This window comes from Collinsella sp. CLA-ER-H4 (assembly GCF_040092395.1).
Lineage (GTDB): Bacteria > Actinomycetota > Coriobacteriia > Coriobacteriales > Coriobacteriaceae > Collinsella.
Genome location: NZ_JBBNLQ010000011.1, coordinates 18,111 through 32,199 on the forward strand (window position 1 = coordinate 18,111; position 14,089 = coordinate 32,199).

The window sequence follows — 14,089 nt, forward strand, 5'->3', positions numbered from 1 at the left end:
AACTAGCCAAATAGCGTATCGTTCAAATCAGCAAAAGGGGCAAAGTCCCCGAGCCAATCTCCGAAGGCGGCGGCAAAGGGTGCCGCCACGGTGTGAAAGGGTGGATTGTAATGAAGAACGAAATGAGCAGAAGGCAGTTCCTGGGCTTTGCTGGTTCCGCGGCTGCAGTTCTTGGTCTGGGCCTCGTGGGTTGCGGTGGTTCTGCCGGCTCCGGCTCCTCTGCTTCTGGTGACGCTGCCGAGGTCTACTTCCTCCAATTCAAGCCCGAGGTCGACAAGGAGTGGAAGGAGATCGCCAAGGCCTATAAGAAGGAGAAGGGCGTCGAGGTCAAGATCGTGACCGCTGCCTCCAACACCTACGAGGAGAAGCTCAAGTCCGAGATGTCCAAGAGCTCCGCTCCGACCCTGTTCCAGGTCAACGGCCCCACCGGTCTTAAGAACTGGAAGGATTACTGCGCCGACCTGTCCGATACCAAGCTCCGCGGTGAGCTCATTGACGACTCCCTGGCTCTGCAGTCCGACGGCAAGGATGTGTGCATCGACTGGGTTCAGGAGAGCTTCGGCATCATCTACAACAAGCAGCTGCTCGAGAAGGCTGGCTACAAGGCCGAGGACATCAACTCCTTCGACAAGCTGAAGGCTTGTGCCGACGACATCCAGGCCCGCAAGGACGAGCTTGGTGTCGAGGGTGCCTTCACTTCCGCCGGCATGGACGACTCCTCCAGCTGGCGCTACACCACCCACCTTGCCAACATGCCGCTCTACTACGAGTTTGAGAAGGAGCACAACCAGGAGGACGACGAGATCAAGGGTGAGTTCCTCGACAACTACAAGCAGATCTTCGACCTGTACATCACCGACTCCACCTGCGATCCTTCGCAGCTTGCTTCCAAGACCGGCGACGACGCCACCAACGAGTTCGCAACCGGCAAGGCCGTCTTCTACCAGAACGGCTCTTGGGCCTACTCTGACCTCGTCAAGGCCGGCATGACCGACGATCAGATTGGCATGATGCCGATCTACATCGGTGTTGACGGCGAGGAGAACCAGGGCCTGTGCTCCGGCGGCGAGAACTACTGGTGCGTCAGTTCCCAGGCTTCCGAGGATGCCCAGAAGGCCACCGAGGACTTCATGTATTGGTGCGTCACCGCTGACACCCCGACCAGCATCATCGCCGACAAGATGGGCCTGACCGCTCCGTTCAAGAGCGCCAAGGAGACCACCAACGTCTTCTCGCAGCAGGCCGTTGCCATGGCCAAGGACGGCAAGAAGACCGTCGCTTGGGACTTCGTCTACATTCCCTCCGAGGAGTGGAAGAAGAACCTCAAGCAGGCTCTGATTGCCTACGCTGCCGATAACAGCAAGTGGGACGGCGTCAAGAACGCCTTCGTCGATGGCTGGAAGACCGAGAAGGCCGCTTCCGAGTAAGCAGTTGCTGCCCAAGCTATCTGATTAGCGACAGGGGGCGGGCAGACGTTGGTTTGCCCGCCCCCTGCATATTGAAAGGACCCTTTTATGGGCAAAGCACTCAAGCGCTGGTGGCCGCTCTTTATGCTGCCCACGTGCCTGGCGTTTATGATCGGGTTCGTGATCCCTTTTATCCAGGGCTTCTATCTCTCGTTCTGCCAGTTTATTATCATTAGTAACGCGCACTTTGTCGGTATCGAGAACTACGTGCGCGCGCTGTCCGATCCGCAGTTCTCCACGTCGTTCTTCTTTACCGTGGCGTTTGCCTTCCTGTCGACGGTGCTCATCAACGTAATCGCTCTGGCCATTGCGCAGGCGCTCACCCGCAAGGCGCTCAAAGGCACCAACATCTTCCGTACGATCTTCTTTATGCCTAACCTGATCGGCGGCATCGTGCTGGGCTACATTTGGCAGATTCTGATCAACTGCCTGCTCTCCAACGTGGGCGCCCAGCTCATTGCTCTTAACTCTGCTGCTGGCTTCTGGGGCCTTATCATCCTGACCCTGTGGCAGCAGGTCGGCTACATGATGATCATCTACATCGCTGGTCTGCAGTCCATTCCGTCCGACTACATCGAGGCCGCCAAGGTCGACGGCGCTACGGCATGGCAGACGTTTTGGAAGGTTAAGATCCCTAACCTGATGCCGACCATCACCATCTGCCTGTTCCTGTCCATCACCAACGGCTTTAAGCTGTTCGACCAGAACCTCGCCCTTACCGGCGGCGCCCCCGCGCACTCCACCGAGATGCTCGCCCTGAACATCTACAACACGTTCTATTCGCGTGCCGGTATCGCATGGCAGGGCATTGGTCAGGCCAAGGCGGTTATCTTCTGCATCCTGGTCGTGGCCATCTCCATGATCCAGCTTAAGGCCACGAGGTCCAAGGAGGTGCAGCAGTAATGAAACGCGATAAGGTTATCAACCGCGCGCTCTCGATTTTCTTTACGATCCTGTCGCTCGCGTGGATCTACCCCGTGTTCATGATTGCGCTTAATTCTTTTAAGAAAGCGACCGCAATCAGCACCACAACGGCATTCGATCTACTCACGCCCGAGACGTTCAACGGCCTCGCAAACTACATGCACGCCCTTAACGAGCAGGGCTTTGCCTCGGCATTTATGTACTCGCTCATCATCACGGTCACGTCGGTCGTGCTGATCTTGGTGTGCTGCTCCATGTGCGCTTGGTACGTGGTTCGTGTCAACAACAAGATCTCGAACTTCTTCTATTACCTGTTCGTGTTCTCGATGGTCGTGCCGTTCCAGATGCTCATGTTCACGCTGTCCAATTTGGCGGACCGCATCGGCTTCAACACGCCGTTCAACATCTGCTTTATCTACCTCGGCTTTGGCGCGGGCCTGGCGGTCTTTATGTTCGCCGGTTTTGTAAAGAACATCCCGCTCGAGATCGAGGAGGCGGCCATGATTGATGGCTGCAACCCGGTCCAGGTGTTCTTTAAGATCGTCCTTCCCATCATGAAGCCCACCTATCTTTCGGTCGGCATCCTCGAGACCATGTGGGTCTGGAACGACTATCTGCTGCCCTACCTTACGCTCGACTCCACCAAGTACAAGACCATTCCTATCTTGATCCAGTACTTCCGCGGCGGCTACGGCCACGTCGAGCTCGGCCCCATGATGGCCTGCATCATGATGGTCGTTATCCCCATCGTTATCATGTACATCCTCTGCCAGAAGTACATCATCGACGGCGTGGTGGCAGGTGCCGTCAAGGGCTGATGCCGTAACTGTTTTGCAAGTTTCTGCGGCGCCCCTCAGCGCGGCGCCGCATATCGAAAGGTAAAGACATGGCCGAGATCGTTCTCAAACATGTTCAGAAGGTGTATCCCAACACCGAGTCCAAAAAGAAGGGCTTCTTTGGCAAAAAGAAGAAGACCGAGGAGAAGAAGCACAACCTCAAGGTTACCGAGGACGGTGTGCTCGCTGTAGAGGACTTCAACCTCACCGTTCACGACCAGGAGTTCGTCGTCCTCGTTGGCCCCTCTGGCTGCGGTAAGTCCACGACGATGCGCATGGTCGCCGGCCTGGAGGACATTACCTCGGGCGATGTGCTCATCGACGGCAAGCGTGTCAACGACGTGGCGCCCAAGGACCGCGACATCGCCATGGTGTTCCAGAGCTACGCTCTGTACCCCAATATGACGGTGTACGAGAACATGGCATTTACGCTCGAGCTCAAGAAGGTTCCCAAGGACGAGATCGACCGCAAGGTTCGCTCTGCTGCCGAGATTCTGGGCATTACCGAGTACCTCGACCGTAAGCCCAAGGCGCTCTCCGGCGGCCAGCGCCAGCGTGTCGCTATCGGCCGCGCCATCGTGCGTGACCCCAAGGTCTTCCTGATGGACGAGCCGCTGTCCAACCTGGACGCCAAGCTTCGTAACCAGATGCGTGCCGAGCTCATTAAGCTGCGCCACGAGATCAAGGGTACGTTCATCTACGTTACTCACGACCAGACCGAGGCTATGACCCTCGGTGACCGTATCGTGGTCATGAAGGACGGCGTCGTCCAGCAGATCGCCACGCCGCAGGAGGTCTTCAACCATCCCGCGAACATCTTCGTCGCCGGCTTCATCGGCGTGCCGCAGATGAACTTCTTCGATGCCCAGCTGGTGCGCTCGGGCAACGGCTTTACCGTCAAGACCGAGGATATGAACGTGGCGCTCGCCCCCGAGACTTGCGCTCAGCTTGCCCTCAACTGGGACGGCGGCGACGTGAAGGAGATTACGGCCGGCGTGCGTCCCGAGCAGATCCTGCTTGCCGACAAGGGCGAGGAGGGCGCGCTCCAGGGTACCGTCGAGGTGACCGAGCTCATGGGCTCGACCGAGCATGTCCACGTGACCGCTCCCGACGGCCAGTTTGTCCTGATTATCCCCGTCGTCGACCTCGAGGCCAAGGGCGCGCTCAAGGCTGGCGACACCATCTGGTTCAAGTTCGAGAAGAACGCGACCCACCTCTTCGATAAGGTCTCTGGCAAGAACCTTATCTAGGCCCGGTGCATCCAGGCCCTCCCTTTGGGCGACTGCGGTATTGCCATCCTTTTGCCGCGGTCACATATAAGGCTCCCCTCCCGTCCGCTGGGCGAGAGGGGAGCCTTTCTTTGTGTTGGGATTGTCTGACCGGTCGTTTGTCTCGATCTGTAACGGGTAGGGCCGATTTCGGACGTTAGATGTTACAGATTGAGACGGTTCCGCTGAGCTAACCATTTCATCTAAATCTGTAACACCAAAGGTGAATTTCAGCTGCTAGATGTTACAGATCGAGATAAACCCAAGGGGAGGGGCCGGTATGTCTCAATCTGTAACAGCTGGGACCGTTTTTACCGAGTAGTTGTTATGGATCGAGATTGTTTGGTCGAGTCGGTTCGCAGGGTAACGTGCGGGCACAAAAAGCGGAGCCGCGTTGCCGCGACTCCGCTTTCAAGAGGATGGGTAAGGGAAGCGAAATTAGTTCAGGTGCCAGATCTCGTCGTTGTACTGGGAGATGGTGCGGTCGGACGAGAAGGTGCCGGCGTTGGCGATATTGATGAGCGTCTTGCGCATCCAGGCGTCCTGGTCCTCGTAGTCGGCCAACACGTGCTCCTTGGTCTGGATGTACTCCTCGATGTCGAGCAGGGCCATAAACCAGTCCTTGCCCTTGATGTCGTCGTGCAGGCGCTGCAGGCGCTCCGCGTTGCCGGTCGCCATAAAGGCGGGGTTGGTGATGAAGTCCACCAGCAGTTTGATGCCGGGCTTGCGGTAGAGCACACCGGCGTTGTAGGTGCCGTCGGCATAGAGCTGCTCGACCTGTTTGGACGAGGCACCAAAGGTATAGATGTTCTCGTCGCCCACGAGCTCGGCAATCTCCACGTTGGCACCGTCGAGCGTGCACAGGGTTAGGGCGCCGTTGAGCATGAACTTCATGTTGGAGGTGCCGCTCGCTTCCTTGGAGGCCAGGCTGATCTGCTCGGAGATATCAGCGGCGGGGATCACGCGCTCGGCGGCGGTGACGTTGTAGTTCTCGATCATGACAACCTGCAGGTAGGGAGCCACGTCGGGGTCGTTTGCAATCCACTGCGACAGCGTCAAGATCAGATGGATGATGTCCTGCGCGATAGTGTAGGCAGGCGCCGCTTTGCCGCCAAAGATGATGGTGACGGGGTGCTTAGGTCTGTTGCCGTTCTTGATATCGAGGTACTTCCAGATGATGTAGAGCGCGAGCATCTGCTGACGCTTGTACTCGTGGATGCGCTTGACCTGGACGTCGATGATGGCGTTGGAGGGAATGGTCACGCCCTGCTCGAGCGCCATGAACTGGCGCATGATGGCCTTGGCTTCGACCTTGGTGGCGGCCAGACGCTCAAGAACGTCCTTGTCGTCGGCGAACTTGGCGAGTTTGCTCAGATCGCCGGTGCTGCGCCAGTCGGTGCCGATCACATCGTCGAGCAGGTTGGCGAGCGCGGGGTTGGCCCCATGGATCCAGCGGCGGAAGGTGATGCCGTTGGTCTTGTTGGAGAACTTCTTGGGATAGATCTCGTAGAACGGATGAAGCTCGGTGTCCTCGAGGATCTTGGTGTGGAGGGCGGCTACGCCGTTGATGGAGAAGCCAAAGTGAATGTCCATGTGGGCCATGTGGACGGTGTCGTATTCGTCGATGATGGCGACGCGCGGGTCATCGTGCTCGGCCTTCGCGATCTCATCGAGCTTGACGATAATGTCGGCGATGGCAGGGGAGACCTTCTGCAGGCTGGCGAGCGGCCACTTCTCGAGCGCCTCGGCAAGAATCGTGTGGTTAGTGTAGGCGACCATGGAGCGTACGATGGTCACGGCCTCGTCAAACTCGATGCCATGTTCGGTGGTGAGCAAGCGAATGAGCTCGGGGATGACCATGGTGGGGTGCGTGTCGTTAATTTGGACCACGGCGTAGTCGGCCAGATCGTGCAGGTTGCTGCCGCGCTCGACGGCCTCGTCGATCAGGAGCTGGGCGGCGTTGCTCACCATGAAGTACTCCTGATAGATGCGAAGTAGGCGGCCCTGCTCGTCGGAATCGTCGGGGTAGAGGAACAAGGTGAGGTTCTTGGCGATCTCGGTCTTGTCGAAGTCGATGGAGCTGCCGGGGACCAGGCCGTCGTCGACGCTCGCCAGGTCGAACAGGCGCAGGCGGTTCTTGGTGGGCTGGCCGTAACCGGGCACATCGATGTTGACGAGCTTGGAAGTAACGGCAAAATCGCCGAACTCGACGGTGTAGGAGCGGTCATCGTCGACTAGGATGTCCTGCTCACCGAGCCACTCGTCGGGGACGGCCTTCTGCTGGTTGTCGACAAAGCGCTGACGGAACAGACCGTAGTGATAGTTGAGGCCCACGCCATCGCCGGTCAAGCCCAGCGTGGCGATGGAATCCAGGAAGCATGCGGCCAAGCGGCCCAGGCCGCCGTTGCCGAGTGACGGCTCGACCTCGAACTCCTCGATCTTGTTGAGGTCGTGGCCTGCGGCGGTGAGCTGGTCCTTAACCTCGTCGTAGATGCCGAGGTCGATCATATTGTTGATGAGCAGCTTGCCGATCAAAAATTCGGCGGAAATGTAATAGAGCTTTTTCTTGCCGTTGTTGAGCGGGCGGGCGGCGGAGCGCTCCTGCACGAGTTTGACCAGCAGCTTGTAAATGCGACGGTCGTCGAGCTGCTCGAGCGAGGTGCCAAAAGACTGCTCGGCGAGTTCCATGAGGTTAATTCGGGGCATGTTTTCTCCTGTGATGGGTTGTTTCATGTCTGCAATTCATAAGAAGCCCGCGCGAGGGGATTGGGGTGGCCTCGCGCGGGAAAAGCAAGCGCGTCCGCACGGTGGGGAGGGGTCGGGCGCGGTGGCTCCTATTGAGGAAGCTCGATTTCGGCTTCCGACGGGATGCGGAAGTAGGTCTCGGTCCAGTCGGTGAGTTTGTGCTCGAGCTCGCGGGTGATGGCGCCGTCGAGCATGCGCCAGGTCCAGTTGCCGCCCAGCGTGGCAGGGGTGTTGATGCGCGCCTCGTTGCCCAAGTTGAGCAGGTCCTGCATGGTGTAGATGCACGTGTCGCTCACGCTGGCGGCGATGGTGCGATTGAGTGCATCTGCCATGGGTTCGCCGGCTTGCTGATGGGTGTACAGGGCTGCCTGCTCGCGCTGACGCGGGGTGGCCGTTCTCTCAAACCAACCGCGCGCCGTCTCGTTGTCGTGGGTGCCCACATAGGCGACGGTGTTGGCGATGTAGTTATGCGGCAGGTAGTACGAGTTGGTGCCCTCAAAGGCAAACTGCAGGATCTTCATGCCGGGGAAGCCCGAGTTGTCGCGCATGTCGATGACGCCGGGGGTGAGGAAGCCCAGGTCCTCGGCGATGATGGGCAGCGTGCCGAGCTTTTCCTCGAGCGTCTTGAAGAACTTGAGGCCGGGACCCTGCGTCCACGAACCGTAGGACGAATCGGGCGAGGAGAACGGCACCTCCCAATAGGCCTCGAAGCCGCGGAAGTGATCCAGGCGGATGACGTCGTACATGTCGAGGGCGGCGCGAATGCGGCCCTCCCACCAGGAGAAGCCGTCGGACTCCATGGCGTCCCAGTCGTAGATGGGGTTGCCCCAGTACTGGCCGGTGGCCGAGAACTGGTCGGGCGGCGTGCCGGCGACGCTCACGGGATTGCCGGCGGCGTCGATCTTAAAGAGCTCAGGCGTCGCCCACATCTCGACGGAGTCACGCGAGACATAGATGGGCAGGTCGCCGATGATGAGAATGTCGCGCTCGTTGGCATAGGCCTTGAGGCGGCTCCACTGGCGATCGAAGAAGTACTGCGTCATCTGGTGGTAGAGCATACGCGCCGGATGGTCGGCGCAGACCTTGGCGGAAGCCTCGCCGCGGGTGCGGAGCTCCGCGGGCCACTCCCAAAACGCCTTGAGACCGCACTCCTCTTTGACGGTCATGAACTCACAGTAGGGGATGAGCCAGTCCTCGTTGGCCTGGATAAAGTCATCGAAATCGGCCGGCTTGTCGGCGGCAAAGCGCTCGGCGGCGCGGTCGAGAATCTGACGGCGGCCACCAAAGATGGCACCGTAGTCGACATTGCTGGGGTCGGATCCCAGATACACGCCATCGATATCGCGCTGCTCCAGATACCCTGCCTCGATAAGCTCGGCAAAGTCGATAAAGTTGGGGTTGCCTGCGCGGGCCGAGAACGACTGATAGGGCGAATCGCCATAGCTGGTCGTCGTAAGGGGCAGAATCTGCCAGTAATGTTGTTTGCACGAGGCGAGAAAATCGACGAAGTCGTAGGCATTCCAACCAAAGCCGCCGATTCCGTATGGTCCGGGCAGAGATGAGACGGGCATGAGGACGCCGCTTGCACGCTCCATGAATGCGCTCACCAACCTTCTTGTTGTGGGGTCGGCCTGCCGATGGGTGTGCAGTCCGCCTCCGATGTTCTGATTCGATACGCCTATTGTAAAACATGTTGTTTAAACATGTACAGGCAAGATAAAAAAGTTGGTCGATTTTCGGCGAATGGTTACATGCCATGAAAAAGCCCCGACCTCACAACGTGAGATCGGGGCAAGAGCGGTATGTAGGTTTTTGCTACTCGGCGTCGGCGAAGCCATTGGGGTTGTGGCTCTGCCAGTTCCAGCTATCGCGGCACATGTCCGCGATGTCGTACTGGGCCTTCCAGCCCATCATACGCTCGGCCTTGGAGGCATCGCACCAGTTGGCAGCGATGTCGCCGGCGCGGCGCTCGCGGATCACGTAGGGCAGCTCCTTGCCACAAGCCTTGGAGAAGGCGGCGACGACCTCGAGTACCGAGGTGCCGGTGCCGGTGCCCAGGTTAAAGATCTCGACGCCGGTCTTGCCGTTCATCCAGTTAAGGGCGGCAACGTGACCAGAGGCCAGATCGCACACGTGGATGTAGTCGCGCACGCCGGTGCCGTCGGGGGTGGGGTAATCGTTGCCAAAGACCTGAACGGCCTCGAGCTTGCCCACGGCAACCTGGGCGACATAGGGCACCAGGTTGTTGGGGATGCCCTTGGGATCCTCGCCGATCAGGCCCGACGGATGGGCGCCGATGGGATTGAAATAACGGAGCAGCACGACGTCCCACTCGGGGTCGGCGGTGTGGACGTCCATAAGGATCTGCTCGATCATCCACTTGGTCCAACCATAGGGGTTGGTCGCGGGCTTCTTAGGATCCTCCTCGGTGACGGGCGGGTTGTCCGGGTCGCCGTAGACGGTCGAGGAGCTCGAGAAGATGATGGACTTGCAGCCATGGCTGCGCATGACGTCGATGAGCACCAGGGTGTTCTCGATGTTGTTGTGGTAGTACTCGACGGGCTTGCTCACCGACTCGCCGACGGCCTTAAAACCGGCGAAGTGGATGACGCGGTCGATCTGATGGGTATCGAAGATCTTGTTCATTGCATCGCGGTCGAGCACGTTGGCCTCGTAGAAGGTGAGGTTCTTGGCGGCCTCGTCGCCCACGATGGTCTTGACGCGGTCGACGGCGACGGCGCTGGAGTTGGAGAGATCATCGACGATGACGACCTGGTAGCCACCCTCGAGCAGCTGAACGACGGTGTGCGAGCCGATAAAGCCGGCGCCACCGGTAACGAGGACGCAGGTGTCTTTGGGGTCGAGTGCTTTGGACATGTAGTCTCCTATCGAATCAGGAACACTTCTTCAGGGGAGTATAGCGCAGGCAGGGACGCCCAAATCGTGCGCTGTAGGAAAAGCAGAGGATTGTGCTAACGTACTCATAAAAGAGCTTGCGTACGCATAACCTGATCTTTGGCATTTGCTTACGAGCCGCCGACCTTGCAGTTTCCTGCCGTTCGTGGAAATCGTTGGGACGCGCCATATGTACGCTAATATGTATGAGTTGAGCGACATATAAATAAGCATGTAACGGAGTACATATGTCACCAAACAGCGATTCCATCCTTTCCCAGGAGCTCTCGCGCCGCACTGCCCTCAAGGCCCTGTTCGGCGCCGCTTCTGCGGCAGTTCTTTTTGGCCTGCCCGCTCGCGCCCATGCGGCGGAGGCTTCCAAAGAAACCACCGATAAACTGAATGCCGCCCAGGCCCAGCTCGACGAGGTCCAGGCCCAGCTCGACAGCATCGCAAATGAGTATGCGGCGCTGGCCAACAAGAATGCCCAGACCCTCAACGACATCGAGAATGTCCAGGGCAAGATTGACGACACGCAGGCCCAGATCGATGAAAAGAAGGCCGAGCTCAAGAAGAAGCGCAACGACCTTTCCGATCGCGTGGCCGCCAGCTACAAGTCCGGCGGCACGAACATCCTGTCGCTGCTGCTGGCCTCTGGCTCGTTTGAGGAACTCGTCGCCAACGCGCATTACGTTGAGAAGATCAACAAGAGCGACCGCGACGCCATCGAGGACATTCAGACCATCCAGGAAGAGCTCGATGCGCAAAAGACCGAGCTTGAGTCGCAGAAAGCCGACTTAGAGAAGCTCAAGGACCAGCAGACTGCTCAGATGCAGGACATGCAGGCCAAGCAGCAGGAGGTCCAGACGGTTCTGAACGGCCTCTCTGACGATGTCAAGGAGCTCATGGCTCAGCGCGATTCCGAGATCCTCGCTGCCGCCCAGGCTGAGGAGGCCGCTAGGAAGGCTGCCGCTGCCGCGGCTGCCGCGAACAAGAACAATTCCTACTCGGGTGGTTCGAGCTCGGGTGGTGGATCGTACGCGCCCGGAACTCCGCAGCAGAATGCCGGCTCGGGCAAGCAGCAGGCTGTCGTCAACGCGTGCTACTCCACGCCTTCGCCGGGTCAGAACTGGTGCGCGGCGTGGGTCACCAATGTCTTCCGTAACGCCGGCGTTGGCTACTTTGGAGGCAATGCGTGCGACATGTTTAACGCCTGGTGCTATAGCTCCGACCGCTCGGCGCTGCAGGTGGGCATGATCGTGGCCGATTCCTCGCACAGCGGCACGGGTGCTCCGGGCCTTATCTACGGTCATGTGGGTATCTACGTTGGCGGCGGCATCGTTATGAGCAACGAGGGTGCCATTACATCGAAGTCGCTCGATTCGTTCATTAGCTTTTATGGTACTGGCTCTGGCGTGCGTTGGGGCTGGCTTGGCGGTATTGCGCTGTCGTAAAGCCGACTAGGCCGCGTGCCCGCCCGCAATATATTTGATTGCCTGCTCGGGCAGTCCTGCGCAAGACGAAGGCCACATTAAGTGGCCTTCTTTGCGTGCGGAACTCGCGATCAATCAAATATATTGCGGGCGGGCACGCGGCCCTCTCGGGTCCTGAGCGCGACACACCGGACTGGGTTATCTGAATAAATATGGTGAAGGCCCCTTTCGGGGCCTTCTTTTTTTAGAGGAATTCGCCTACTCGGTGGACTTCGGGTTCTAGGTCTACGTTGAATTGGTCTTTGACGGTTGCCTGGATGTGGCGGATGAGTTCGTCGACGTCGGCGGCGGTGGCGTGGTCGGCGTTGACGATGAAGCCGCAGTGCTTTTCGCTTACCTGCGCGCCGCCAACGGCGTGTCCTCGCAGGCCGGCATCCATGATGAGCTTGCCGGCAAAGTAACCCTCGGGGCGCTTGAAGGTGGAGCCGGCACTCGGCATGTCGAGCGGTTGCTTGTCCTCGCGACGCTGACGGTAGTCGTCCATGTCGGCCTTGATCATCGCGGCGTTGCCCGGGGCGAGATTGAAAGTGGCCGAAAGCACGATAAAGCCGTCGTCGGCGATGCGGCTCTTGCGATAGCCCAGGTTGAGCTCATCGACATCGAACTCGATGATGTTGCCGCTGCCGCGGGTGCCGTCGTCGAGCATGCGGGCGGGCTTGTAGACGCGCACAGACTCCAGCACGTCTGCCATGCAGGCACCGTAGGCGCCGGCGTTCATGTAGCAGGCGCCGCCGACCGATCCGGGGATGCCCGAGATGGGCTCCATGCCGGTGAGACCGGCCTCGGCTGCCGCCGCGGCGACATCGGAAAGCAAGGCGCCGGCCGCCGCCGTGACGTGCGTACCGTCGACCGTAATGTCGGAGAGGCCTTCGCCCAACGCCACGACGACGCCGCGGATACCCTTGTCGCCGACGAGCAGGTCGGAGCCGTTGCCCACGATGGTGAGCGGCAGGTCGCAGCGATAACAGGTGTCGAGCGTGGCGACGAGGCCCTGCTCGGTATCGGGCGTGACAAAGACGTCGGCCGGGCCGCCGATCTTAAACGTGGTGTGCTCGCGCATGGGCTCGCTCATCAGCACGTTGTCCTCGCCGGCAACGCCAGCAAGCGCGCACAGCAGGTCCTCGTTAAAAAAGTCGTTCTCGTGCATACGAATATCCGCCTTTTGGTGGTCGTTGTCATCAATCGATTGCAATATACCCCACCCGGACGGATTTGGTGCGCTGGCGGCGATAAAACAGCCGTCTACCGGATTGGTAAAGTGTTTATCACCGAGGTAGAGGGGCGGTCGCTATACTTTCAAGAGATTGCGCGTAAACCTGGAAGGAGCGAGATGGCCAACAAAGTCACCCTCAAGCAGATTGCCCAGGAGGTGGGGCTTTCCCCCTCGTCGGTCTCGCTTGTTCTCAATAATCGGCCCTGTCGCATCTCGGAAGAAAACCGCAAGCTCATCAAGGAGGTTGCGGCGCGCAACCACTATGTTCCTAATCAGATTGCGCGTAGTCTGGTCATGCGCGAGTCGCGCACGCTGGGCCTTATCGTCCCTAACATCGAGAGCCGCTTTTTTGCCTCGCTCGCCGGTAGCCTGGAAAAGCGCTGCCGCGAGGACGGCTATGCGCTCTTCATTACCAGCTCGGGTGGAAGTGCCGACGACGATCTGGAGCTGCTGCGCCAGCTGGTAACGCGCGGCGTTGATGGTGTCTTCCTGGTTGTGGGCGACGAGTTCTCCGACGACCGCGCCCTGCGCGAAGAAGTCAGCCATCTGCCTATCCCTGCCGTGATGGTCGACCGTGCCATTGAGGGGCTCGAGTGCGACAAGGTGATGTTCGACCACGAGATGGGTGGCTACATGGCCACTCGCTATCTGATCGAGCAGGGTCACCGTCGCATTGCCTGCTTGGTTAACGCGCGCCGTTCCAATACGGGGCGTAAGCGACTTGCCGGCTATGAGCGCGCGCTGCGCGAGGTTGGCCTGCCTATCGACGCACGTTTGGAGTTTGAGAGCGAGTACTACATTCCGAGTGCCTACGAGGCCTCGGAGGCGGTGCTCGCAACTGATGCTACCGCTGTGTTCGCAAGCTCGGATAACATCGCCCTCGGTCTGCTCAAGCGCTTGCACGAGATGGGGAAGAGCATCCCGGGCGACATCTCGGTGGTGAGTTACGACAACTCGGCCGCCGACGTTCTCTTTGAGCCGGCGCTGACCGCGATTGAGCAGGATCCAGGTATCCTCGCGGAGCATGCTTTTGGCTGCATGTCCAAGCGTCTTGCCGGTAGGGGCGGCAGGCGTGCCGAAGAAGTCGTTCTGGAGCCGGCGCTTATCGTGAAGGGCAGCGTGCTCGATCTTACCGAATGTAGCTAAGCGTACTTGTTTGTTTGCATAGATTGTATGCGGAGTGTCCGCTATTTACCGGCGGGGCCGGGGTGCCTGCCTTGTTTTGAGAAGTTCGCGGAGCCCACTTCTC

General features: G+C 59.2%; 10 protein-coding genes. 6 read left to right on the top strand and 4 right to left on the bottom strand.

The genetic code is table 11. The features are described 5' to 3' along the window. Positions 1–110 precede the first annotated feature (110 nt). The 4 genes from AAAX34_RS07530 (at position 111) to ugpC (ending at position 4,476) form a co-directional block, all read left to right on the top strand. Complete coding sequence (locus AAAX34_RS07530; RefSeq protein WP_006235863.1) at positions 111–1,427, top strand: ABC transporter substrate-binding protein; 1,317 nt, start codon at positions 111–113, stop codon at positions 1,425–1,427. A gap of 87 nt (positions 1,428–1,514) precedes the next feature. After that, a complete protein-coding gene (locus AAAX34_RS07535; RefSeq protein ID WP_006235864.1) occupies positions 1,515–2,369 on the top strand; it encodes a sugar ABC transporter permease in 855 nt (284 codons plus the stop codon). Beyond that, entirely contained in the window at positions 2,369–3,208 is an 840-nt protein-coding gene (locus tag AAAX34_RS07540; protein ID WP_022095055.1) for a carbohydrate ABC transporter permease, read from the top strand. Before AAAX34_RS07535 ends, AAAX34_RS07540 begins: the two co-directional genes overlap by 1 nt. Before the next feature lie 68 nt (positions 3,209–3,276). After that, positions 3,277–4,476: a sn-glycerol-3-phosphate ABC transporter ATP-binding protein UgpC gene (gene ugpC, locus AAAX34_RS07545; RefSeq protein WP_138113449.1), complete on the top strand. Its 1,200-nt coding sequence runs from the start codon at positions 3,277–3,279 to the stop codon at positions 4,474–4,476. A 456-nt stretch (positions 4,477–4,932) separates the two neighbouring features. On the opposite strand, the gene glgP is transcribed toward ugpC, so the two are convergent. The 3 genes from glgP to galE all read right to left on the bottom strand — a co-directional run bounded on the left by glgP (position 4,933) and on the right by galE (position 10,116). Next, complete coding sequence (gene glgP / locus AAAX34_RS07550; protein ID WP_349110688.1) at positions 4,933–7,200, bottom strand: glycogen/starch/alpha-glucan family phosphorylase; 2,268 nt, start codon at positions 7,198–7,200, stop codon at positions 4,933–4,935. Between the two features lie 128 nt (positions 7,201–7,328). Then, on the bottom strand, positions 7,329–8,846 hold the full coding sequence (malQ, locus tag AAAX34_RS07555; protein WP_349110690.1) for a 4-alpha-glucanotransferase: 1,518 nt from the start codon (positions 8,844–8,846) through the stop codon (positions 7,329–7,331). Between the two features lie 208 nt (positions 8,847–9,054). Further along, positions 9,055–10,116 carry a UDP-glucose 4-epimerase GalE gene (gene galE, locus AAAX34_RS07560; RefSeq protein ID WP_271744562.1) on the bottom strand — a complete coding sequence of 354 codons (1,062 nt, stop codon included), beginning with the start codon at positions 10,114–10,116 and terminating at the stop codon, positions 9,055–9,057. Positions 10,117–10,382: 266 nt separating this feature from the next. Here galE and AAAX34_RS07565 point away from each other — a divergent pair, with 266 nt between their 5' ends. Then, positions 10,383–11,588: a hypothetical protein gene (locus tag AAAX34_RS07565; RefSeq protein ID WP_006235871.1), complete on the top strand. Its 1,206-nt coding sequence runs from the start codon at positions 10,383–10,385 to the stop codon at positions 11,586–11,588. A 223-nt stretch (positions 11,589–11,811) separates the two neighbouring features. On the opposite strand, the gene murB is transcribed toward AAAX34_RS07565, so the two are convergent. Then, entirely contained in the window at positions 11,812–12,774 is a 963-nt protein-coding gene (gene murB, locus AAAX34_RS07570) for a UDP-N-acetylmuramate dehydrogenase (RefSeq protein WP_347479640.1), read from the bottom strand. 183 nt (positions 12,775–12,957) lie between these two features. On the opposite strand from murB, the gene AAAX34_RS07575 reads away from it, so the two are divergent. After that, complete coding sequence (locus AAAX34_RS07575) at positions 12,958–13,986, top strand: LacI family DNA-binding transcriptional regulator (protein ID WP_055310491.1); 1,029 nt, start codon at positions 12,958–12,960, stop codon at positions 13,984–13,986. The last annotated feature ends 103 nt before the right edge of the window (positions 13,987–14,089 follow it).

Coding starts and splice junctions, on each gene's coding strand:
- AAAX34_RS07530 (WP_006235863.1), top strand. CDS start 111: ATGAAGAACGAAATGAGCAGAAGGCAGTTCCTGGGCTTTGCTGGTTCC.
- AAAX34_RS07535 (WP_006235864.1), top strand. CDS start 1,515: ATGGGCAAAGCACTCAAGCGCTGGTGGCCGCTCTTTATGCTGCCCACG.
- AAAX34_RS07540 (WP_022095055.1), top strand. CDS start 2,369: ATGAAACGCGATAAGGTTATCAACCGCGCGCTCTCGATTTTCTTTACG.
- ugpC (WP_138113449.1), top strand. CDS start 3,277: ATGGCCGAGATCGTTCTCAAACATGTTCAGAAGGTGTATCCCAACACC.
- glgP (WP_349110688.1), bottom strand. CDS start 7,200: ATGCCCCGAATTAACCTCATGGAACTCGCCGAGCAGTCTTTTGGCACC.
- galE (WP_271744562.1), bottom strand. CDS start 10,116: ATGTCCAAAGCACTCGACCCCAAAGACACCTGCGTCCTCGTTACCGGT.
- AAAX34_RS07565 (WP_006235871.1), top strand. CDS start 10,383: ATGTCACCAAACAGCGATTCCATCCTTTCCCAGGAGCTCTCGCGCCGC.
- murB (WP_347479640.1), bottom strand. CDS start 12,774: ATGCACGAGAACGACTTTTTTAACGAGGACCTGCTGTGCGCGCTTGCT.
- AAAX34_RS07575 (WP_055310491.1), top strand. CDS start 12,958: ATGGCCAACAAAGTCACCCTCAAGCAGATTGCCCAGGAGGTGGGGCTT.